Origin of the sequence: Pseudomonas fluorescens, from assembly GCF_902497995.1 — a bacterium.
Classification (GTDB): Bacteria; Pseudomonadota; Gammaproteobacteria; order Pseudomonadales; family Pseudomonadaceae; genus Aquipseudomonas; species Aquipseudomonas fluorescens_BK.
In genome coordinates this window covers 239,632-261,243 of sequence record NZ_CABVII010000002.1, presented here as the reverse complement: position 1 = coordinate 261,243, position 21,612 = coordinate 239,632, and the positions used below count along the sequence as shown (strand labels likewise).

At 60.0% G+C, this 21,612-nt stretch carries 20 protein-coding genes and 1 pseudogene; 15 read left to right on the top strand and 6 right to left on the bottom strand.

The features are described 5' to 3' along the window. The first annotated feature begins 63 nt into the window (after window positions 1-63). The 6 genes from dusB (at window position 64) to F8N80_RS03100 (ending at window position 8,068) form a co-directional block, all read left to right on the top strand. Entirely contained in the window at window positions 64-1,074 is a 1,011-nt protein-coding gene (dusB, locus tag F8N80_RS03125) for a tRNA dihydrouridine synthase DusB (protein ID WP_150743995.1), read from the top strand. Further along, the gene (gene fis, locus F8N80_RS03120; RefSeq protein WP_007907419.1) at window positions 1,071-1,391 is read left to right on the top strand and encodes a DNA-binding transcriptional regulator Fis; all 321 of its coding nucleotides are present in this window, start codon (window positions 1,071-1,073) and stop codon (window positions 1,389-1,391) included. Before dusB ends, fis begins: the two co-directional genes overlap by 4 nt. An 81-nt stretch (window positions 1,392-1,472) precedes the next feature. Then, entirely contained in the window at window positions 1,473-3,080 is a 1,608-nt protein-coding gene (gene purH, locus F8N80_RS03115; RefSeq protein WP_150743994.1) for a bifunctional phosphoribosylaminoimidazolecarboxamide formyltransferase/IMP cyclohydrolase, read from the top strand. 154 nt (window positions 3,081-3,234) lie between these two features. Further along, complete coding sequence (gene purD, locus F8N80_RS03110) at window positions 3,235-4,530, top strand: phosphoribosylamine--glycine ligase (RefSeq protein ID WP_150743993.1); 1,296 nt, start codon at window positions 3,235-3,237, stop codon at window positions 4,528-4,530. A 99-nt stretch (window positions 4,531-4,629) separates the two neighbouring features. After that, window positions 4,630-7,407 (top strand): hybrid sensor histidine kinase/response regulator, encoded by a 2,778-nt coding sequence (locus tag F8N80_RS03105; RefSeq protein ID WP_150743992.1) that lies wholly within the window; start codon window positions 4,630-4,632, stop codon window positions 7,405-7,407. A gap of 64 nt (window positions 7,408-7,471) precedes the next feature. Continuing rightward, the gene (locus tag F8N80_RS03100) at window positions 7,472-8,068 is read left to right on the top strand and encodes a MarC family protein (RefSeq protein ID WP_150743991.1); all 597 of its coding nucleotides are present in this window, start codon (window positions 7,472-7,474) and stop codon (window positions 8,066-8,068) included. A 59-nt stretch (window positions 8,069-8,127) separates the two neighbouring features. Here the strand turns inward: F8N80_RS03100 and F8N80_RS03095 are convergent, their stop codons facing one another. The 6 genes and pseudogenes from F8N80_RS03095 to F8N80_RS03075 all read right to left on the bottom strand — a co-directional run bounded on the left by F8N80_RS03095 (window position 8,128) and on the right by F8N80_RS03075 (window position 14,595). Continuing rightward, window positions 8,128-8,919: a hypothetical protein gene (locus tag F8N80_RS03095; RefSeq protein ID WP_150743990.1), complete on the bottom strand. Its 792-nt coding sequence runs from the start codon at window positions 8,917-8,919 to the stop codon at window positions 8,128-8,130. A 418-nt stretch (window positions 8,920-9,337) separates the two neighbouring features. Beyond that, window positions 9,338-11,041, bottom strand: a complete 1,704-nt coding sequence (gene cobJ, locus F8N80_RS03090; RefSeq protein WP_150743989.1) for a precorrin-3B C(17)-methyltransferase — start codon at window positions 11,039-11,041, stop codon at window positions 9,338-9,340. Further along, window positions 11,041-11,775 carry a precorrin-2 C(20)-methyltransferase gene (locus F8N80_RS03085; protein WP_412071164.1) on the bottom strand — a complete coding sequence of 245 codons (735 nt, stop codon included), beginning with the start codon at window positions 11,773-11,775 and terminating at the stop codon, window positions 11,041-11,043. The genes cobJ and F8N80_RS03085 overlap by 1 nt, the downstream gene beginning before the upstream one ends. Continuing rightward, window positions 11,772-12,398: a precorrin-8X methylmutase gene (locus F8N80_RS31385; RefSeq protein WP_224790633.1), complete on the bottom strand. Its 627-nt coding sequence runs from the start codon at window positions 12,396-12,398 to the stop codon at window positions 11,772-11,774. The genes F8N80_RS03085 and F8N80_RS31385 overlap by 4 nt, the downstream gene beginning before the upstream one ends. Continuing rightward, window positions 12,399-13,712, bottom strand: a pseudogene (cobG, locus tag F8N80_RS31380) (precorrin-3B synthase); the annotation flags it as partial. A 130-nt stretch (window positions 13,713-13,842) separates the two neighbouring features. Continuing rightward, complete coding sequence (locus tag F8N80_RS03075) at window positions 13,843-14,595, bottom strand: hypothetical protein (RefSeq protein WP_150783196.1); 753 nt, start codon at window positions 14,593-14,595, stop codon at window positions 13,843-13,845. Between the two features lie 167 nt (window positions 14,596-14,762). Between F8N80_RS03075 and cbiE the strand changes: the two genes are divergently transcribed. From cbiE to F8N80_RS03030, 9 genes are all read left to right on the top strand, one after another. After that, a complete protein-coding gene (cbiE, locus tag F8N80_RS03070) occupies window positions 14,763-15,974 on the top strand; it encodes a precorrin-6y C5,15-methyltransferase (decarboxylating) subunit CbiE (protein WP_150783195.1) in 1,212 nt (403 codons plus the stop codon). Beyond that, window positions 15,967-17,064, top strand: coding sequence for a cobalt-precorrin-5B (C(1))-methyltransferase (locus F8N80_RS03065; protein WP_150783194.1), 1,098 nt, complete (start codon window positions 15,967-15,969; stop codon window positions 17,062-17,064). The genes cbiE and F8N80_RS03065 overlap by 8 nt, the downstream gene beginning before the upstream one ends. Beyond that, complete coding sequence (locus F8N80_RS03060) at window positions 17,061-17,786, top strand: cobalt-precorrin-6A reductase (protein ID WP_150783193.1); 726 nt, start codon at window positions 17,061-17,063, stop codon at window positions 17,784-17,786. The genes F8N80_RS03065 and F8N80_RS03060 overlap by 4 nt, the downstream gene beginning before the upstream one ends. Before the next feature lie 56 nt (window positions 17,787-17,842). After that, window positions 17,843-18,178, top strand: coding sequence for a type II toxin-antitoxin system RelE/ParE family toxin (locus tag F8N80_RS03055; RefSeq protein WP_150783192.1), 336 nt, complete (start codon window positions 17,843-17,845; stop codon window positions 18,176-18,178). 3 nt (window positions 18,179-18,181) lie between these two features. Then, complete coding sequence (locus F8N80_RS03050; protein ID WP_150783191.1) at window positions 18,182-18,505, top strand: helix-turn-helix domain-containing transcriptional regulator; 324 nt, start codon at window positions 18,182-18,184, stop codon at window positions 18,503-18,505. 114 nt (window positions 18,506-18,619) lie between these two features. Further along, complete coding sequence (locus tag F8N80_RS03045; RefSeq protein WP_150743981.1) at window positions 18,620-19,018, top strand: DUF2946 domain-containing protein; 399 nt, start codon at window positions 18,620-18,622, stop codon at window positions 19,016-19,018. A gap of 48 nt (window positions 19,019-19,066) precedes the next feature. After that, complete coding sequence (locus F8N80_RS03040) at window positions 19,067-19,546, top strand: copper chaperone PCu(A)C (protein ID WP_150783190.1); 480 nt, start codon at window positions 19,067-19,069, stop codon at window positions 19,544-19,546. Window positions 19,547-19,567: 21 nt separating this feature from the next. After that, window positions 19,568-20,026 carry a DUF2946 domain-containing protein gene (locus tag F8N80_RS03035; RefSeq protein WP_150783189.1) on the top strand — a complete coding sequence of 153 codons (459 nt, stop codon included), beginning with the start codon at window positions 19,568-19,570 and terminating at the stop codon, window positions 20,024-20,026. Window positions 20,027-20,223: 197 nt separating this feature from the next. Then, window positions 20,224-21,603: a PepSY-associated TM helix domain-containing protein gene (locus F8N80_RS03030; RefSeq protein ID WP_150783188.1), complete on the top strand. Its 1,380-nt coding sequence runs from the start codon at window positions 20,224-20,226 to the stop codon at window positions 21,601-21,603. Window positions 21,604-21,612 lie beyond the last annotated feature (9 nt).

The following is a 21,612-nucleotide window of genomic DNA, read 5'->3' as shown; positions in this document are numbered from 1 at the left end:
AGCGGGTATCATGCCAACCCTTTTTCGAAGTCTCATGATCCGGCCCCACAACAGGGAAGCCCTATGTCGGCGGTACGCATCGGTCCATACACATTACACAACGGCTTGATTCTCGCCCCGATGGCGGGGGTCACCGACCAGCCCTTTCGTCAGCTGTGCAAGCGGCTGGGCGCGGGGCTAGTAGTCTCGGAAATGGTCACCAGCGACATGAGTTTGTGGAACACCCGCAAATCGCGCATGCGCATGATCCACGAAGGTGATCCCGAGCCACGCTCGGTACAGATCGCCGGTGGCGATGCACAGATGCTGGCGAATGCGGCCCGGGCCAACGTCGAACTGGGCGCGCAGATTATTGATATCAACATGGGCTGTCCGGCAAAGAAGGTCTGCAACAAGGCCGCCGGCTCCGCCCTATTGAAAGATGAAGCACTGGTGACCGAGATCCTGCAGGCCGTGGTGGCTGCGGTTGATGTGCCGGTCACCCTGAAAATCCGCACTGGCTGGGACCGGGACAACAAGAACGGCCTGACAGTGGCGAAGATCGCGGAGCAGGCAGGCATCACGGCGTTGGCGGTTCATGGTCGCACCCGCGCCGATCTGTACACCGGTGTTGCCGAATACGACACCATTGCCGCGATCAAGCAGGCGGTGTCGATCCCGGTCTTCGCCAACGGCGATATCGATTCACCCGAGAAGGCCCGGTACGTGCTCGACGCGACCGGTGCCGATGGCCTGCTGGTAGGCCGGGCTGCCCAGGGGCGGCCATGGATTTTTCGTGAGATCGATCATTTCCTGCGTACCGGCGAGAAGCTCCCGGCACTGGACCTGATCGAGGTGGAACACATTCTGCTTGAGCACCTGGCTGCGCTGCACGTTTTCTACGGAGACGTCATGGGCGTACGCATCGCTCGAAAGCATGTGGGCTGGTATCTCGCAACCTTGCCGGGCGCCAGGGAATTTCGCGCCCGCTTCAATCGTTTGGAAGATACGGAAGCACAATGCGCCAACGTTCAGGGCTTCTTCGCCGAACGTTACAAGAGCCTGACAGGGGACGGAGAGTGGGTGGCCGCATGACGATGATGACCGAGACTTTAGTGAGTGGAACAACACCCGTGAGCGACAACGTGAATTTGAAACAGCACCTCAACACGCCAAGCGAAGAAGGCCAGACCCTTCGCGGGAGTGTCGAGAAGGCGCTGCACAATTATTTCGCCCACCTTGAGGGCGCTGCCGTCACGGATGTGTACAACCTCGTGCTGTCCGAAGTCGAGGCGCCCCTGCTCGAGTGCGTGATGAACTATGTCAAGGGCAACCAGACCAAGGCCAGTGAGCTGCTCGGACTGAACCGAGGCACCCTGCGCAAGAAACTCAAGCAGTACGATTTGCTGTAAGCATTCAATCAAACCAGAAAGGCGCCCACGTAAAACCGGTCGCCTTTTTTGCTGACTCCTTTGCTTTTGATGGAAATTGAAATGACCGACCAGACTACCCGCCTGCCGATCCGCCGCGCCCTGATCAGCGTTTCCGACAAGACCGGGATCCTCGAATTCGCCAAGGAGCTCGAAGCCCTGGGCGTCGAGATCCTCTCCACCGGTGGGACGTTCAAGCTGTTGCGTGACAACGGTGTTGCCGCAGTGGAAGTCGCGGATTACACCGGTTTCGCAGAAATGATGGACGGCCGGGTGAAAACCCTGCACCCGAAAATCCACGGCGGCATCCTCGGTCGTCGCGGTATCGACGACGCCATCATGAACGAGCACGGCATCAAGCCGATCGACCTGGTAGCGGTCAACCTGTACCCGTTCGAAGCCACCATCAACAAGCCAGGCTGCGACCTGCCGACTGCCATCGAGAACATCGACATCGGCGGCCCGACCATGGTCCGTTCGGCTGCCAAGAACCACAAAGACGTGGCCATCGTGGTCAATGCCAGCGACTACGCCAATGTCCTGGAAAGCCTCAAGGCCGGCGGCCTGACCTACGCTCAGCGCTTCGACCTGATGCTCAAGGCCTTCGAGCACACCGCCGCCTACGACGGCATGATCGCCAACTACATGGGCACCGTGAACCAGGCCGCTGATACCCTCAGCACAGAAGGTCGCAGCGAATTCCCGCGCACCTTCAACAGCCAATTCGTCAAAGCCCAGGAAATGCGCTACGGCGAGAACCCGCACCAGAGCGCGGCGTTCTACGTTGAGACCAAACCTGCTGAAGTCGGCATCGCTACCGCGACCCAACTGCAAGGCAAAGAGCTGTCGTACAACAACGTGGCCGACACCGACGCCGCGCTGGAATGCGTGAAGAGCTTCGTCAAGCCGGCCTGCGTGATCGTCAAGCACGCCAACCCGTGCGGCGTGGCCGTCAGCCCGGACGCCGAGGGCGGCATCCGTCAGGCCTACGAACTGGCCTACGCCACTGACACCGAGTCGGCGTTCGGCGGCATCATCGCCTTCAACCGCGAGCTGGATGCCGAGACCGCCAAGGCCATCGTCGAGCGTCAGTTCGTCGAGGTGATCATCGCCCCAAGCGTCAGCGAAGAAGCCCGCGCCATCGTGGCCGCCAAAGCTAACGTGCGCCTGCTGGCCTGCGGCGAATGGTCGGCTGATCGCGCTGCAGCCTGGGATTACAAGCGCGTCAACGGCGGCCTGCTGGTACAGAGCCGCGACATCGGCATGATCGGCGCCGATGACTTGAAAGTCGTGACCAAACGCGCTCCGACCGAACAGGAAATCCACGATCTGATCTTCGCCTGGAAAGTGGCCAAGTACGTCAAGTCCAACGCCATTGTCTACGCGAAGAACCGCCAGACCATCGGTGTCGGCGCTGGCCAGATGAGCCGCGTGAACTCCGCGCGCATTGCTGCGATCAAGGCTGAACACGCCGGCCTGCAGGTGCAGGGAGCGGTCATGGCATCGGATGCATTCTTTCCGTTCCGCGACGGCATCGACAACGCGGCCAAGGTGGGTATCACTGCAGTGATTCAGCCGGGCGGCTCGATGCGTGACAACGAAGTGATTGCAGCGGCTGACGAAGCCGGCATCGCGATGGTCTTTACGGGCATGCGCCACTTCCGTCACTGATAACACGATCAAATGTGGGAGCGGGCTTGCTCGCGAATGCAATCTGTCAGCGACAGTGATGCTGACTGACACACCGCCTTCGCGAGCAAGCCCGCTCCCACGCAAAGCACCCAGCGGTGCTATCCAGAATTAGCGTCATCCCGAGGTTTTTGAAATGAATGTTTTGATCATTGGCAGCGGTGGCCGTGAACACGCCCTGGCCTGGAAAGTGGCTCAGGATCCGCGCGTGCAGAAGGTTTTCGTGGCTCCTGGCAACGCCGGCACCGCCATTGAAGCCAAATGCGAGAATGTCGCTATCGACGTGCTGGCGCTCGAGCAGCTGGCCGACTTCGCCGAGAAGAACGTTTCACTGACCATCGTCGGCCCGGAAGTGCCGCTGGTCGCCGGCGTCGTCGATCTGTTCCGCTCCCGTGGCCTGGATTGCTTCGGTCCGACCGCTGGCGCTGCGCAGCTGGAAGGTTCGAAAGCCTTCACCAAGGATTTCCTGGCTCGCCACAAAATCCCGACGGCCGACTACCAGAACTTCACCGAGATCGAGCCAGCCCTGGCTTATCTGCGTGAAAAAGGCGCACCGATCGTGATCAAGGCCGATGGCCTGGCCGCCGGCAAAGGCGTGATCGTGGCCATGACGTTGACCGAAGCCGAAGACGCCGTGCGTGACATGCTGGCCGGCAATTCATTCGGCGACGCCGGCTCGCGCGTCGTCATCGAAGAGTTCCTGGACGGCGAAGAAGCCAGCTTCATCGTCATGGTCGACGGCAAGAATGTATTGCCTATGGCCACTAGCCAGGACCACAAACGCGTCGGCGACGGCGACACCGGCCCGAACACCGGCGGTATGGGTGCCTACTCCCCTGCACCGGTAGTCACCAGCGAAGTGCACAAGCGCGTCATGGACCTGGTGATCTGGCCTACCGTGCGCGGCATGGCCGAGGAAGGCAACGTCTACACCGGCTTCCTGTACGCAGGCCTGATGATTGACAAGGCAGGTAACCCGAAAGTCATCGAATTCAACTGCCGTTTCGGCGACCCCGAGACCCAACCGGTCATGCTGCGTCTGCAGTCGAGCCTGGTGTTGCTGGTCGAAGCTGCCCTGGCGCAAGCCCTGGACAAGGTCGAAGCACAATGGGACCCACGTCCGAGCGTCGGCATCGTGCTGGCCGCTGGCGGCTATCCTGGTGACTACGCCAAAGGCGCGGCCATCAACGGTCTGGATGCAGCCGCGACACTGGAAGGCAAAGTCTTCCATGCCGGTACTGCACTCAAGGACGGTCAAGTGGTGACGGCCGGTGGCCGGGTGCTCTGCGCCACGGCCATGGGCGCCAGTGTCGATGCTGCTCAGCAGCAGGCTTACTCGTTGGCGGCCCGGATCGACTGGGAAGGCTGTTTCTATCGCAAGGACATTGGCTACCGCGCCATTGCCCGCGAGCGTGGCGAAAACCAGGAATAAGCCATCCATTCGGCAGGGCAAGGGCCTCAGGCCCTTGCCGGGCTATTCCGGCGCCGCGCATAGTTATATTCTGGCATCAACCTACGAAGGGATTTCGCCGTGCGCTGGCTCAGGATTGCCATAGGTTTCACTGTCACGCTGCTGACGCTGCTCTGCATGCTACCGGCCCAGGCCGCGCAAGGCAGTGGCTGGGCGGTATTGCTCGACGAACAGGGCGACCTGCAACTGAGCGACATCCGTTCCGCTCGCTACACCAATCAATTCAGCCCCATCGAACTCGATCACCTCACCGCGGCCGAGCCCGAGGGTGCGATGTGGCTGCGTTTCAGGCTTGCGCCTGGCAAGCACGAACAGTTGCTGCGGGTGTTCGCTCCCGACCTTTCCGACCTCGATCTTTATGTACTGGAAGGTGACAACCTGATCGAGCAGCTGGACAGCGGTTCGGAACAGCCTCAGGTTCAACGGCCACTGCCCAACAGCGACTTCTTGTTACCGTTGCCCCAAAGCGACAAACCCCTCGACGTCTACGTGCGACTGGTTTCCGAACACCAGATGCGGCCTTACATCACCCTGCAGTCGGCAATCATGACCGCGGCCAATCAGAACCAGACGCTGGTCTACGGCCTGCTGTTCGGCTGCCTCGGGATGCTTATCCTGCACAACCTGATCCGCTACGCGTACACCCGGTCGCGCAGCTGCCTGTGGCTGTCTGGCTGTGAAGCGTTGTTGATGCTCAGCCTGGTGCTGCTGCTGAACCTCGCGGGGCCATGGTTGCCGGACTGGCATGCGGTACAAACCCCCGGCGCTTATCTCGCCCTGCTGCTGACCGCCCCGTGCGGCCTGATGTTCGCCTATCGCTTTTTCGCCCCGCTCGGCCCGCATCCGCTGAACAAACTGTTGCTGGGCGACATCGTGGTCATCATCGTCTGCGGCCTGCTGCTGTTGTTCGTCAACACGCTGCCACTGAACATCATCACCTACGCCCTGGTCGCACTGGCGGGCCTGAGCATGTTGTTCGTCAGCGCCCATCACTGGCAAAAAGGCTATCGTCCCGCACGCCTGTTCGTGGTGGCAATGGTGGTATTCAACGTCGGCACGCTGATTATCCTGCCCGCCCTGCTGGGGCTGACCCTGGTCGAGCCGCAAGGCCTGATTACCGCCTTGTTGGTGTTCATCTGCATCAGCGGTTTGCTGATGAGCATTGCCCTGAGTGAACGCCAGCGCAGCATCACCGAAGACCGTTTCAGCCTCAGTCGCGATCTGGCCGCCAGCAACGCCGAGATCAATGCCAAGGCCGAGTTCCTGGCGAAAATCAGCCACGAAATCCGCACCCCGATGAATGGCGTGCTGGGCATGACCGAACTGCTGCTGGGCACGCCACTCTCGGTCAAGCAGCGCGACTACGTGCAAACCATCCACAGTGCCGGTAACGAACTGTTGACACTGATCAACGAGATTCTCGACATCTCCAAGCTCGAATCCGGGCAGATCGAGCTGGATGACGTTCAGTTCGATCTGAACGCGCTGATCGAAGACTGCCTGAGTATCTTCCGCGCCAAGGCCGAACAGCAGAACGTCGAGTTGATCAGCTTTATCCAGCCGCAAGTACCACGGGTGATCAGCGGTGACCCGACGCGCCTGCGCCAGACCCTGCTGAGCCTGTTCGAAAACGCCCTGAAGAAAACCGATGAAGGCGAAATCCTGATCGTCGTCGCCCTCGACGAGCGTAGCGCCAAACCGCGCTTGCGCATTGCCGTACAGGACAGCGGTGAGCCCATGGACACCGAAGAACGCGACGCGCTGATGCACGCCGAACTGCACAGCAAAAACTTTCTCTCGGCCACCCGCCTGGGGGGTAATCTGGGCCTGGTGATCGCCCGCCAGCTGATCCGTTTGATGCATGGGGAGTTCGGCATCAAGAGCGGCAGCACCCGGGGCAGTACCTTGTGGCTGACCTTGCCGCTGGACCCTGACCGCCTCGAACACCCGACCTCCGATCTCGATGGTCCACTGCAGGGCGCACGGGTGTTGGTGGTGGACGACAACGACACCTGTCGCAAGGTGTTGGTGCAGCAGTGCAGCGCCTGGGGCCTGAACGTCAGCGCCGTACCCTCCGGCAAGGAGGCCCTCGCGCTGCTGCGCACCAAGGCCCACTTGCGCGATTACTTCGACGTGGTCCTGCTCGACCAGAACATGCCCGGCATGACCGGCATGCAACTGGCGGCCAAGATCAAGGAGGACCCGAGCCTCAACCACGACATCCTGCTGATCATGCTCACCGGCATCAGCAATGCGCCGAGCAAGATCATCGCGCGCAATTCCGGGATCAAACGCATCCTCGCCAAGCCGGTGGCCGGCTACACCCTCAAGACGACACTGGCGGATGAGCTGAACCAGCGCGACAAGGGCCTCGCCACTTCGAATCAGCTGCCTCCGGGCCCGGCCCTGCCGGTCAAGGTGCCCAGCGACTTTCGCATTCTGGTGGCCGAAGACAACAGCATTTCGACCAAGGTGATCCGCGGCATGCTGGGCAAACTCAACCTGCAACCCGATACCGCCAGCAACGGCGAAGAGGCCTTGCAGGCGATGAAAGCCCAACGTTACGATCTGGTATTGATGGATTGTGAAATGCCGATCCTCGACGGTTTCTCCGCCACCCAGCAATTGCGCGCGTGGGAAGTCGGCAACCAGCGAACCCGCACCCCCGTGGTCGCGTTGACCGCGCACATCCTCGCCGAGCACAAGGAACGCGCGCGCCAGGCCGGCATGGACGGGCACATGGCCAAACCCGTCGAGCTATCGCAGTTGCGCGAACTGATCGAACACTGGGTCGCCCAGCGCGATCAGCAGAACCGGGCGGCGACGCAAACGTCCTGAGCCGACAGACTCCGCAGTGCCTGATAGACTCCCCCTCGACTTCCCTCGCCAGTGAGCTTGCACCATGCTCCACGTGTTGTTCAGCGTTTACCTGAAGATGCTGGTGCTCTACAGCCCATTCTTCGTATTGTCCTGCTTCATCAGTCTGACCCGCGGTTATTCGCGCAAGGAACAACGTCGGCTGGCCTGGAAAGTGGCCACTGCCACGCTGGTTTCCAGCGTCTTGCTGTATCTGTTCGGAAGGATGATTTTCAATGTCTTCGGCATTACCGTGGACGCCTTCCGCATCGGCGCCGGCAGCGTACTGTTCATCTCGGCGCTGGGCATGGCCCAAGGCAAGTCGGCGGTGCAGACCGACAACGTGCAACAGGACGTGACCATCGTTCCATTGACCATCCCACTGACGGTTGGCCCCGGCACCATTGGCGCATTGCTGGTGATGGGCGTGAGCCAGCCACACTGGGACGACAAGCTCATGGCCATTATCAGCATTGCCCTGGCCAGTTTCACCGTGGGTGTGGTGCTGTACCTGTCGAACCGGATCGAGCGAATTCTGGGTGACCAGGGGCTGCAGATTGTCAGTCGGTTGATGGGGTTGTTTGTATGTGCATTGGCGGCGCAGATTATTTTCACCGGGGTGAAAGGGTATCTGGTGCCTTAACGGCAGCCGACTGAAAGCCAGAGGCCCCGTGCCCGACGCCTCTGGCAACTGATGCTCATTTAAACCGGCGAGAACTCCATGAAAATAACGTCTCTAAGATCGTCGAGATACTTGATGCACTCAGCCTCTTTCCTCACGTCTTCCTCGTGAATAGTGAATTGAGCTTTACCTTGATAGATTTGGACCTCAGAACTGTCCCATTCCACAAAAAGAATTTTTGTATTACCCGCCGATGAGTCATACCGCAACGTACCCACGACCATCGTCACTTCAGCATCATCATCCTGTTTGCAAGCGGACACACCGAAGCCTGCACCGTTGGCTTCAGCCGCATGATGTTCAAGAAGCTTGACGGCATCGGGTTGTTTCTTTAGCGCCTCAACGGTTTTGTCCGCTACAACTTTCAGCGCATTCGCAGCGGAACCAGCCAAACCACCGGCAGCAGAGTGAACAATATCCAAGGCTACATTATCCATTGTAAGCTTTGCGGTACTGGACTTGTACTCAGTGAAAGCGCCGTAATATTCGGTCCAGCCCGTGGCAAACATCAGTTTTTTGAAGCATTCGTAGCGAGCCACCTTTTCCGTTTTACCTGGATACAAGAATCTTGAAGCGATATCGGCGTAAGCGTACGTGTTCTTGACAATACGCTTGTTACGGCGACTCATCCCCTCCAGAAAACCAACCACAGCGCTACCCATCACCGCGGCATTCAGCTCATCCTTATCAATAGGTAACGTAGCCGCCGAACGCACACGAGCTTTTGGACCGACAAGCTCAAGTTTGGCTCGACACTGTTCCAGACACTGATCGAAATAAGCACTCGCCTCTACTTCATTCATTTTATCCATCCCTGAAAACCTCCAATTCAAATATACGAGACAGCCTAAGCCCTCTATTAAAATCTATCGCATCGAATAGGAAGCTTCAACCCCACCCAGACAATCACAAAAATAATTAAACCACACCCTGTAACGACTCATAACAAATAACAATACAAAAACAAAACCATACACATCTAAAAAAAAACAGAAAAAATTCAACTTGTACGCACACTTCAGCACCACTCATAAAAAAGACGAGAACTCGACTACACTAAAAGGTAAACAATCCGACTCACCAGAATAACTTGCAAGTCAATTATCTCTAATTAGCCAGGAATTAACCTACGTCCTCTGACGCACTTTTTCACGAGCTCAAGAAAAAAAAGCCACGACAACTGGAGTGGACACTCGGTTGTCATGGCTTTTTTGAACGAAGAACAAGGTGTCAGGAGTTGGGTTTCTCTCCGTACCAGCGTGGGGTGTAGACCCATTCACCGCCATCCGGACGTGCAAATACACAGGTAGTGGACGATCCCACCAGAACCATCGTGCGCATATCCACTTGGTCCGGCGTCAACTTGCCGAGGGTCGTCACTCGCAGCGTTTGTCCTGGGCGACCGATGTCGCGCCCCAGGACGACCGGCGTCAGAGGCTTACGATGTCGAGCGACGATTTCCAGTGCCCGGCCAAGCTGCCATGGGCGGGAACGCGAAATCGGGTTGTAGAACGCCAAAGCCAGGTCAGCCTGTGAGGCCAGATCGAGGCGTTTCTCGATAATGTCCCACGGCTTGAGGTTGTCCGACAGCGACAGCACACAGAAGTCATGACCCAAGGGTGCACCGGCCTGGGCGGCTGTTGCCAGGGACGCGGAAACGCCCGGCAGGATTTCCAGATCAACGTTGTGCCACGCAGGATCGGTGGACTCGTGCAGCGCTTCCAGCACCGCCGCAGCCATGGCAAAAACACCCGGGTCGCCCGATGAAACCACCACCACTGAACGCCCTTGCGCCGCCAGCGCGAAAGCGTGACGCGCACGCTGCATCTCTTCACGATTGTCGGTGCAATGCATCACTTGATCAGCGCGGAATGGGCCGGCCATGCGCACATAGGTTTCGTAACCCAGCACGTCATTGGCGCGAGCCAGCTCAGCCTTGACCGCCGGGACCATCAGTTCGGCAGCGCCAGGGCCAAGCCCGATTACCGCAAGACGGCCGCGAAGACGGCCAATCGCCAAGGGATCCAAAGGTTTCCCGGCAACCGCGATGGCAATGGCGTCATCACCCAGGATCAAAACAGGCTGCTCGATGGCGTTGCTTGCCAGCGCGCCGACCGCACCGACATCGTCGGCAAAGCGCAACGGCACCCCCAGTTCAAGCGCCGCTTCACGCAGCATCGGACTGGCCATTTCGGAGTCGGCAGCCAGCAGACAGGCCACTGATTGCACGGCGATTTTTGCCCGATGCAAGGCGTCGCGAATGGCGCCGGGCACACTCACTGCGTGGGCGGTCACTGCGACCACAACGTTACGCGGATAGATCAGCAGCTCGTTGGCCGCAGGCTCACGTTCGGCATGACCGACATGCACGGCCAGCCGTGCTCGCGGATTTTCAGGCAACTGTGCTTGCGCCAACCATGGGGCTGCCCCCTCGATGCGAACCGTTTCACCCGCCAGCAAATCGGCAACGAAACGTTTGCCCAGTTCCAGATCGCCGAGGGCATAACCGTTGGGCGGATTGAGCAGGCAAGTGCCGAACCGCAATTCACCACTGGTGGTGATGGCCGCCGCCACGTCCAGCACAGCAGCAATTTCTCGCGCCAGGACATTTACGCCGCCCAGACCACCGAGCAGCGGCACTACCGCGCTGCCGTCTTCGGCAACGGCCAGCACCGGCGGCTCAGCGCCCTTTTCAAGCAGCAGCGGCGCCAGGGTGCGGATCACGATGCCGGCTGCGCACAGGGCAATGATGGGTGTGTCCTGCTGATAGAGTTCGCGCAGGGTGGTGCCAAATTCGTGATACACACGATCCGCACCCTCGACCCGTTCGGCCAGACCGTGGATCAACGCGCCGGGGTATGCCTGCTGGATTTTACGCGCGGTCGCGAGGCTGCCATTGCCGAGAATGACAATCGCCGGAGCTGGACGAGTCATCAACCTTGCCACCTTTCACCAGGGACGATGATCAGCGAGAAGTACGGTGACGACATCGGCTCGACCTGATCCAGCGGCACGATCTTCTGATTGGCCATGGTCGCGCGTTCGACGTACAGCGCACGTTCGGCCAGGCCGAGCTCTTCCAATACCTGACGGACTTTCGGGAAGTTGCGCCCCAGCTTCATGATCACCGCCGCATCGGCATCAGCCAGACGTCGCTTGAGGTCATCGTGAGGCAGCACGCCGGACAGCACCGACAGGCTCTGATTACGATAGACCAACGGCGCACCGAGTACCGAAGCGCCACCGAGCATCGAACAGACACCCGGCACGACTTCGGCCTTGTAACGCTCGGCCAGACGATCGTGCAGGTACATGTAGGAGCCGTAGAAGAACGGGTCACCTTCACAGATCACCGCCACGTCACGGCCGGCATCGAGATGCGCGGCCAGCTGTTGGCCGGCCGTATCGTAGAAGTCGCTGATCACTTGTTCATAGGACAGCGGCGCCGGTAACGCTTCGGTGGTCACCGGATACACCAGGGGCAGCAAGGTTTGAGCGTCCTGCAAATGCGCTTCGATAATCCCGAACGCGTTGCCCTTCTTGCCCTTGGCGACGAAGTACGCCACCACTGGCGATTCGCGCAGCAGACGCAGGGCTTTGACCGTAATCAATTCCGGATCACCGGGGCCTACGCCAAGGCCGATCAAACGTCCAGGTGTCTGCATCATTCGATCTCCGTGGCGAGGGCATTGACGGCGGCGGCGGCCATGGCGCTACCGCCCAGCCGGCCATGCATGATGACGAAAGGCACACCGCGACTGTCCGCCGCCAGCGCTGCCTTGGATTCGGCGGCGCCGACGAAGCCCACTGGAAAGCCAAGGATCAGCGCGGGTTTCGGAGCGCCAGCGTCGAGCATTTCCAACAGATAAAACAGCGCGGTCGGTGCGTTGCCGATCACCACCACGCTGCCCTCCAGGTGCGGTCGCCACAGTTCGAGCGCGGCGGCGGATCGGGTGTTGCCCAACTCGCGGGCCAGCTCGGGAACGCTGTCATCGCGCAGGGTGCAGATGACCTGGTTGTTCGCGGGTAGACGGGTGCGGGTCACGCCTTCAGACACCATCCGCGCATCACACAGAATCGGTGCGCCAGCGGCCAGCGCCTCACGTCCGGCCTTGCCCGCGCCTTCGGAGAACTGCAGACCGTCTATCGCATCGACCATGCCGCAGGCGTGGATCACCCGTACCGCGAGTTTCTCCAAATCAGCCGGTATCCGGTCGAGATTGGCTTCGGCGCGAATAATGGCGAAGGAATTGCGATAGATCTCCTGACCGTCGCGAATGTAATCAAGCATCAAGGGGCTCCGTGAACGGGCGTCGAGCAAGGCGCCGACCGCTTCAATAGTGAGGTTGCGTGCGTGCAGGGCGCCGAAACCCGGCTGCCGCGCATCGCGAAAATAGAGGTCGTAGTGACCGGGGCTGGCCGCCAGTAGAGTGACCGGAGCCACATGCGCAGCGGCACAGGAGCGCGAGCAACCGGACAGATGAACGCTTGAGGCTTGAGCATGACCCTGCAGCAGAGCCGCCAGTTGCAGGGCATCGCCCTTGGTGTCGGCCAGGCCTTTGCCGCATCCTGTCGAACCGGTGCAGGCGATCAACCGCGACAAGGCCTGATCGGGTTCGCATAACAGGCCCAACTGATGCAGGCAGCGGATGACTTCAGTTGCGTTCTCGCTGCGAATGTTCGGCAACAGCAGGCTTTGCCATGGCGTGAACCGCAGCGTTGCATCACCGTATTCCTGCGCCAGTTGGGCGGCGCCTCGGAGCATGGCGCTATCGAGCCGGCCCAGAGGCGGCACGGCGCCGACATAAACATGATCGGCTTGCGCCTGCGGATGAGCGCCAATGTGCAGAACGTTTGAATTCAATGAACGCTGCCAGTTTGCAACGGGTTCGAAGGACACACGCTCGGCCAGTCGAGCGAGGAACTCGACCGCCGGAACGCTGATCAGCAAATGGCGCATCCGCGTTTGATCGGGATCCGCCAGTTCCAGGAACAATTCGAGCACCGCGACCACCAGGGCATGGCCATCTTCGAGTGCAACAGAGCCCGCCGGTCGATCGGTGGGACACCCCGCCAGACCGAACGCCAACCGCCGCTCGCCCTCTCGCTCGATAGCGGACAACCACAAATCATGGGGATGTTCGAGCATCGCCAAGCCTTCGCCGCCATCGAGTTGCACCGCGAACTTGGCGCTGAGGTCGTGAAAGCGTGCATGCCCTTGCAGGGTGGCGAGGATCCGCCGGGCCAAGTCACGTGTATCGAACAGCATCTGTCGATCAATTCCCGCGCTCGGACTCAGCATCAGATTACGCACATCGTCGCCCGCTGCATTCGAAGGGCCAAGGCCCGCGGCGAGCAGACTCTCGATCAACGCTGCCTGCTCATTGGCGATGCCGCGAATCTGCAGGTTAGACCGGTTGGTGGCCTCGATCACTGAACGGGCATAACGCTGTGCACCCTCGGCAACGGCATAGGCCTGCACCGCACTGATGGCACCGCCTGCGAGTTTTATCCGGCAAATACCACCGTCTCTGGCCTGTACGATACGCAGCAACCCCGGACAAGCCGAGGGGCGTAAAGCGCGGGATACAGGGAGTTCGTTCAAAAGGATGACCGGATCAGAAGTGGAAGCGCCTCCTGACGGAGGCGAGCCGTATTATGCCTGCTTTACCGCGCGGCATCATAAGCCCGCGTGTCGCAAATGCTTCGGCCTGCGGTCAATCATGCGGCCTCCCTCACAGACGCTCCTGATAGAACTCGAATATGGCGTCAGCGATCCGATCGAGCCGGTCACTCAACTGCGATCGGACTTCTTCAAATCTCACTCTGTTCAGGGTGAAAGGTGCAGCTCGATGGGTGAGCGTCACGTTGCCCTCGCTCCAATCCCAGAACAGAAAATTTTCTCGCTGGCTTCGAGCCTTCAACGAGAAATCATTCAAATCCAGTGACAACCGCCCCTGCTGGTCATATTCAGCGGGGGCAATGGCAAACTCCCTGCCACGCCGACTTTCTTTGGACAATGATCCAAGCATCGATGCATTAGCCAATAACGCTTCAAACATATCTTGGGTAACTTTCGCCATCTGGCTGTTAACCGCTGCAATCCTGGTCAAATAAGTCTGACTGACCCGGCCTGAAAAGTTATTGTAACTTTTCTCGACGACCCGTTCTTCGTCGACTTCCCAGCCCATATCCCAAAGTACGACGGCAAACAAGGAAAACCAGCCCTGAGCGTCTGTTTCATGATTGCGCTCCTGACTGGCATACCACTGGGCATACCGCACGCTTGAGTTGACGTCTCGCTTGTCCTGTCGTGTCATGCCCCTTGCCGTACTGATCAGATTACCGCCCAGGAGCGATCCGGCAGCCCCTCGTTGATCCAGCAAGGCACGACCTTGAACGGCCTTTATCTTTCTGCCTGCAAAATCACGTTCGAAAGCGTCGGAATAAGCCGCCAAGTCCAGCCCTGCTATTGTCTTGAGATCCATAGCTCATCCGCCTGACCATTAACAAATGAATTCATGAAAGTTCAGGCTATACAACTTCAGAACCACCAGCCACCGACCAGGGCAGCCAACTTAAAACATTCCATTACTCGAATTCACTGCCCCCGCGTTATCATGTGCCGCTTTATGCAGATGAATAGAGAACACCTATGGCGCGCTGGCTGACCGTGACAGGTATTGGTGAGGACGGCTTCACAGGTTTGGGCAAGACTGCCCGGCATGCGTTGTTGGCCGCGTCGAAGATCTTCGGCAGCCAACGACAATTGGGCCTGTTGCCGCGCTGCATCCGCGGCGAGCGCCACACCTGGCCCAGTCCGTTCTCCCTCGATGCGTTGCTGGCCATGCGAGGCGAGCCGGTTTGCGTGTTGGCCAGTGGCGATCCGATGTTCTTCGGCGTCGGCGCCAGCCTCGCTCGGCAATTGCCGAGCAATGAAATGTTGATCTTGCCGGCACCCTCTTCCTGCTCTCTGGCCGCGGCGCGAATGGGCTGGCCATTGCAAGATGTGGTCACGCTGTCGGTGGTCGCCCGTCCTATCGCCGCGCTCAACGCACAATTGTTCAGCGGCGTTCGCCTGCTGCTACTGAGCAACGACGGCCAAAGCGCTGCCGCAATCGCCGCGCTGTTGCGCGAGCGCGGGTTCGGGCCGAGTCGCCTGAGCGTGCTGGAACATCTGGGCGGTGAAGCCGAGCGACGCATCGACGGTATCGCCAACGACTGGACTGATCCACAAGTCGCCGACTTGAACCTGATCGCCATCGAATGCATCGCCGAATCAAACACGCCGCGCCTGTCGCGACTGGCCGGCCTGCCGGATTCGGCCTTCAGGCACGACGGTCAATTGACCAAGCGCGATGTACGCGCCATCACCCTCGCCCGTCTAGCCCCGGTTCCCGGCGAACTGTTGTGGGACGTCGGTGCCGGCAGCGGCTCGATCGGCATCGAGTGGATGCGCGCGCACCCCAGCTGCCGCGCGTTGGCGATTGAAGCCGATGAGGGGCGCCAGCAATTGATCGAACACAACCGCGACGCCCTCGGCGTACCCGGCCTGCAATTGATTCGCGGCAGTGCGCCGCAAGCGCTGGATGGGCTCGAACGCCCGGATGCGATATTCATCGGTGGCGGCGTGACCCGCGAAGGCGTGCTGGACACCTGCTGGGCCCAGCTTAAACCTGGCGGCCGGCTGATCGCCAATGCGGTCACGCTGCAAAGTGAGATGACCCTGATGGCCTGGCGCGAGCAGCACGGCGGCGAGCTGACGCGAATTCATATCGCTCAGGCGCAACCGTTGGGCGACTTCGATACTTGGCGCCAGGCGTTGCCGATCACCTTGCTGGACGTGGTCAAGCCCTTCGATGCGTGACGAAACCGCCGAACAACCCGCACCGCTGCGCAGCGGCCTGACCACTGGCAGCTGCGCCACGGCTACCTGCCTGGCGGCGGCTCGACTGCTGCTCGGCGGAGCCAGCACGGATGCCGTGGAAATCGTCTTGCCCAAAGGCAAGCAGGTGCAGATGCGTCTTGAATTCTGTCGGCTGCACGATGACGGCGCCGAAGCCGGAACCTTCAAGGACGCCGGGGATGATCCGGACGTGACCCACGGCGCGCTGCTCTACTCCCAGGTTCGACTGAATGGCGAGCCGGGCATTCGCTTCAATGCCGGGCGCGGCGTTGGCACCGTCACCCGACCGGGACTGGTGCTGGGCGTCGGCGAGCCGGCGATCAATCCGGTGCCGCGCAAGATGATCAGTGACCACCTGACCCTGCTGGCCAAGGAATTCGATTACCACGGCGGCTTCGAGGTCACGATAAACGTCGAGGGCGGCGAGGCACTGGCGTTGAAAACCATGAACCCGCGACTGGGGATTCTGGGCGGGCTGTCGATTCTCGGCACCAGCGGCATCGTCAGGCCGTTCTCCTGCGCCGCCTACATTGCCTCGATCCATCAGGGTATCGATGTGGCCAGAACCAACGGCTACCTGCACATCGCGGCGTGCACCGGCAATGCCAGCGAAGACACCATGCGCCGGGTCTACGACCTGCCGGAGATCGCCCTGATCGAAATGGGCGACTTCGTGGGCGCCGTGCTCAAGCATCTGCGCAAAGTGCCGGTGGACAAGCTCAGCCTGTGCGGCGGCTTCGGCAAGATCAGCAAGCTGGCAGCCGGGCACATGGATTTGCACAGTCGGCATTCGAGCATCGACCTGCCGCAACTGGCCGACTGGGCCGCGGCGGTCGGTGCCGATGAGGCATTGCAGCAAGCGATCCGTGAAGCCAACACCAGCCAGCAAGCCCTGGCCATGGCCAGCGCCGCCGGGATCGCCCTCGGCGATGCGGTCTGTCAGCACGCCCTGGAGTTTGCCCGCAGCGTCGTGCCGGCGCAGGTTCAGGTCGAAGTATTTGCCATCGATCGCCAGGGCGGGATTGTCGGCCACGCAGGAGTCTTTCAATGAAACGCATTTTGTTGCTGGGCGGTGTCACGGAAGCCTTGGCCATTGCCCGAACCCTTGGGTCCGAACACATCTACAGCCTGGCCGGGGTCGGTCGCGTACCGACGGATCTGACCTGCCAGGTGCGCGTCGGCGGCTTTGGCGGAGCCGAGGGGCTGGCGCAGTTCATCCGCGATGAAGGGATCGATCTGCTGCTGGACGCGACTCATCCTTATGCCGCACAAATCAGCCAGAACGCTGCGACCGCCGCTTTCTTGAGCGGTATTCCCTGCTGGGCGCTAAGGCGTCCGGCCTGGCAACCACAAGCTGGGGATGACTGGCGCGAGGTCAGTGATTGGGCCGAGTTGATCGAAGCGCTCACACCCTTCCGGCGACCGCTGTTCACCCTCGGCCGCGAACCCTTGCAGCACCTGGATGAAATCCCGCCGGAGCAATTCTGGACGTTGCGCGCACTGGAGGTTTATCCGGGCAACGCGCGCTGCGAAGTGATCGGTGCTCGTGGGCCGTTCCTGATCGATGCTGAACGCGAGCTGTTTGAACGTCGGCATATTGACGTGCTGATCAGCAAGAACAGCGGCAGCACGGCCACCGAGCCGAAGCTGGAAGTGGCGCGGGAGCGCGGGGTGCCGGTGATCGTTTTGAAACGGCCGGTGTTGCCGGGGGTTGACCGGGAGCTTTTGACTCCTGAAGAAACAATTAACGCGTTGGCTGCCTTCATTCAGTGAGGCAGGATTATGGGCTTGCATGAACAGTAACATATTTGTTACCTTCAGAGCCACCTGTGATCACACTTGAAGAATACTTGCAGGAAAACGAAATCAGCCCCTTTGGACGTTGGCTTTCCACCCTGGATGCGCAGGCAGCGCTAAAGGTATCCAGCGCGCTGGTCCGGCTGGAGCTAGGTAACACATCCAACATCAAGTGGTTCGATGGCCTCGGCGAATACCGAATAAATTGGGGACCAGGTTACAGAATCTACTTGGTGCAGGAGGGGAAACGCCTGATCATTCTTTTTGGTGGAGGCGATAAGTCCACTCAAAAATCCGATATCAAACGGGCAAAAACACTGATAGCCGAATTTCGAACCCGAAAAAAAGCAGAACGAAACCGGAGATAAGTCATGGCGCTCACCCGAAGCTACAAACATACCATTGCCGAGCGTGCCCAGCGTGACCCGGAGTTCGCCCAGGCATTGTTGGATGAGGCTGCTACTCTGTTTCTTAATGGTGAACCTGAAATTGCCCGAATCATTTTGCGCGATCTCGTTAACGCCACCGTAGGTTTCGAAGAATTGGCCAAGGAGACTGCAAAACCCAGCAAGAGCCTTCATCGAATGTTGTCTGCCAAGGGCAACCCAAGCATGGACAATCTGGCTGCGATATTCGCAGTGGTTCGCGCTACGCTGGGAGTAGATATACAAGTGCATTCGGTGCGTGCCCACTGAAGGCGTGAAAAGTCAGCTCACACTGCGACACCACACCGCACGCCGCTTTTTTACTTATCGGCCCTGATCAGGCTAAATAGCCGCGCCTGATCGCTCACCCACCGGATCCGTCCCATGTCCCGACAACGGCTTGCAATTGCCTGGATCGCCTGCTTCGCAGTGCTGTTCAACATGCTCGCCATGCCGATGACCGGAGCGATGGCGCAGTCGGCGAAATTGCCTGCCGAACAGTTGCTGTGGGGCAGTTTCTGTTCGTCCGGCGGCACGAAGATGGTGGCGATTTCCCTGGGCGATATCGAGCAGAAAGCCCCGCAGGGTGACGATCATTCCACTATGCAGCATTGCTGGTGCTGCTCCGGCTCGGCACCACTGGTGGCGTTGCCCGGGCATGTGCCGCCGTTGTATTTCGCCCGCTTCGAGGCCAATCGAAGCCTGCCCGCCGCCTCTCTCGAAACACCTGCTCCCCGCCAGCAACGGCCGAGTCTCAACCCCCGTGCATCTCCGCTGGTGTGATTCCTTCTCGCAATTGACCTGCGTCTTGAATCGTTCCGGAGAACTGCCATGTTGAACAAACTCATCGTTCTGACTGCATTGCTGCTGCCTGCCTGCCTTGCCAATGCCCACGAATACAAGGCCGCAGAGCTGGAAATCGCTCACCCCTGGTCGCAGGAGTTGCCACCCAACGCGCCGACCGTCGCGGCTTACTTCGTGATCCACAACAGCGGTAAATCCGCCGACCGGCTGCTCAGCGTCGACTCGCCCATTGCCGGCATTGCTCAGTTGCACGAGCATGTGAAGCAGAACGATCTGATGAAAATGCAGCAGGTGCCGAGCGTCGAAATCCCCGCGGGCGGCGAAGTCACTTTCGCCCCCATGGCCTACCACGTGATGCTGCTGGAGCTGAAAGATCGCAGCCTGCTGAGCGATGGCAAACGATTCCCGTTGACGATGCATTTCGAAAAGTCCGGTGACGTGACCGTCGAAGTCACGGTGCAGAAAAAGGCACCGGACGGCACGCAAACCCATGCGCACGTCCAGTAATCCGAAGAGCTGAACACGCCCATGCGCCCGCTTAGCGCCAGGTCATCCGCGCACCGCCGTCAGCCATTGAGCCTGACCCGCGGCCGCTGGATCGGTCTGTTCGCCATGTTGATGATCTTTATCGGTCCGCTGGTCTCCCAGTCGATGCCGATGGATCAGCGCGCCTCGGCAGTGATGAACGTATCCATGAGCCTGTCGATGGACATGAACATGGATAACCCGGCGATGGAGCACGCCGAGCATGGCGCCTCTCCCGCCGCCGAGCATTGTCCGCCGCAGGCCGAACATCACGCGCTGTGGGAAAAGTGCGGCTATTGCAGCCTGCTGTTCAACTGCCCGGCGCTCACCGGCGGCCAGTCCTTCGTCGCATTCGACACCCCCAAAGCCACTACCTACACCATCCCCTCCCCCCGTCTGGGTCATGCCCGGGCAACCTTCTTCCCCGGCGCCCGCACCCGCGCTCCGCCCATCGTCGCGTAAACACCCACCTGCGATCTCATACGGTTCAGAAGACAGCTCCGGGCTGTCGGCCGTGTCGTTTACGACTTTCAAGAGCTTCGCGAGCGGGCTCGCTCCCACGTGGACAGTGTTGAACCTGTGGGAGCGAGCCTGCTCGCGAATGACTGCGCAGCAGTTACCCGACAACAACAAAGAACCAAGCCAAGCGGAGCACAACCGTGAAACAGCCCCAACCGAATTTCTACAACCTGGCCTGGCGCTGGCATTTCTATGCCGGCCTGTTCGTCGCGCCCTTCATGGTGATGCTCGCCCTGACCGGCGTCATCTACCTGTTCAAACCGCAACTCGACCCGCTGATGTACGGCAGCCTGCTGAACGTCCCCGCCGGTCACCACAGCGTTCCGGCCGACGAGCTGCTCAAGCGGGTAAAAGAAGCTTATCCACAAGCAACGATCAAGCAGTACCTGCCACCGGTGAACGCCGAACGCAGCGCACAATTTGTCGTTGCCAACGGCAGCCAGGAGCTGAACGTATTCATCGATCCGTACCACGGCGACATCCTCGGCGAGCAAGACGCCAAGTTGAATCTGCAAGCGGTGGCGCGCGCGATTCACGGCGAATTGATGATCGGCACGGTCGGTGATCGCCTGGTCGAACTCGCCGCTGGCTGGGGCATCATGCTGGTGGTTTCCGGGGTGTTCCTGTGGTGGCCACGAGGCCAGGCAGCCGGCGTCTTGTGGCCGCGCCTGAGCAGTCGCGGACGCGTGTTCTGGCGTGACTTGCATGCGGTCACCGGGTTTTGGGGGGCGGCGTTTCTGCTGGTGATGCTGCTCAGCGGCATGACCTGGACCGGGTTCTGGGGCAAGCAATACGCCGGCGTGTGGAACGTGTTCCCGGACGCCATGTGGAATGACATGCCCAAGTCCGATGTCGAAGCGCGCAGCCTCAACAGCGCCACGCGCCAGACCGTGCCGTGGGCCATGGAAAACACGCCAATGCCGATGTCCGGCGACCACGCCGAACACATGGCCCACAGTGGCGCGCAGGCCGGCCCTGCCGCACCCACCATCAGCCTGCAAGACGTGCAGGATATCGCCGAACAACGCAAGGTCGAACCGGGCTACAGCATCAGCTTCCCGACGACGGCCACCGGTGTCTTTACCATCGCCATATTCGCCGACGACCCGCGCAATGATGCCACCCTGCATGTCGATCAATATACCGGCGACGTCCTTGCCGACGTACGCTGGGAGCATTACGGCAACGTCGCCCGCGCCACGGAAGTGGGCGTGATGCTGCACGAAGGCAAAATGTTCGGTGTGTTCAACCAGATCATCGTGCTGCTGATCTGCCTGATGATCCTGCTCAGCGCCGTCAGCGGCGTGGTGATCTGGTGGAAGCGTCGTCCGCAAGGTCGACTCGGTGTTCCGCCGTTACGTCATGATCTGCCCAAGTGGAAAACGGCGATGGTCGTCATGTTTGCGTTAGCGGTGGCATTTCCGTTGGTGGGGGTTTCGTTGATTGTGGTGTGGATCGTGGATCGAGTGCTTCTTTCACGATTGACGGGCAAAGCTGAGTCAGCCTCATCTTCAGCCTGAGGACTGCGG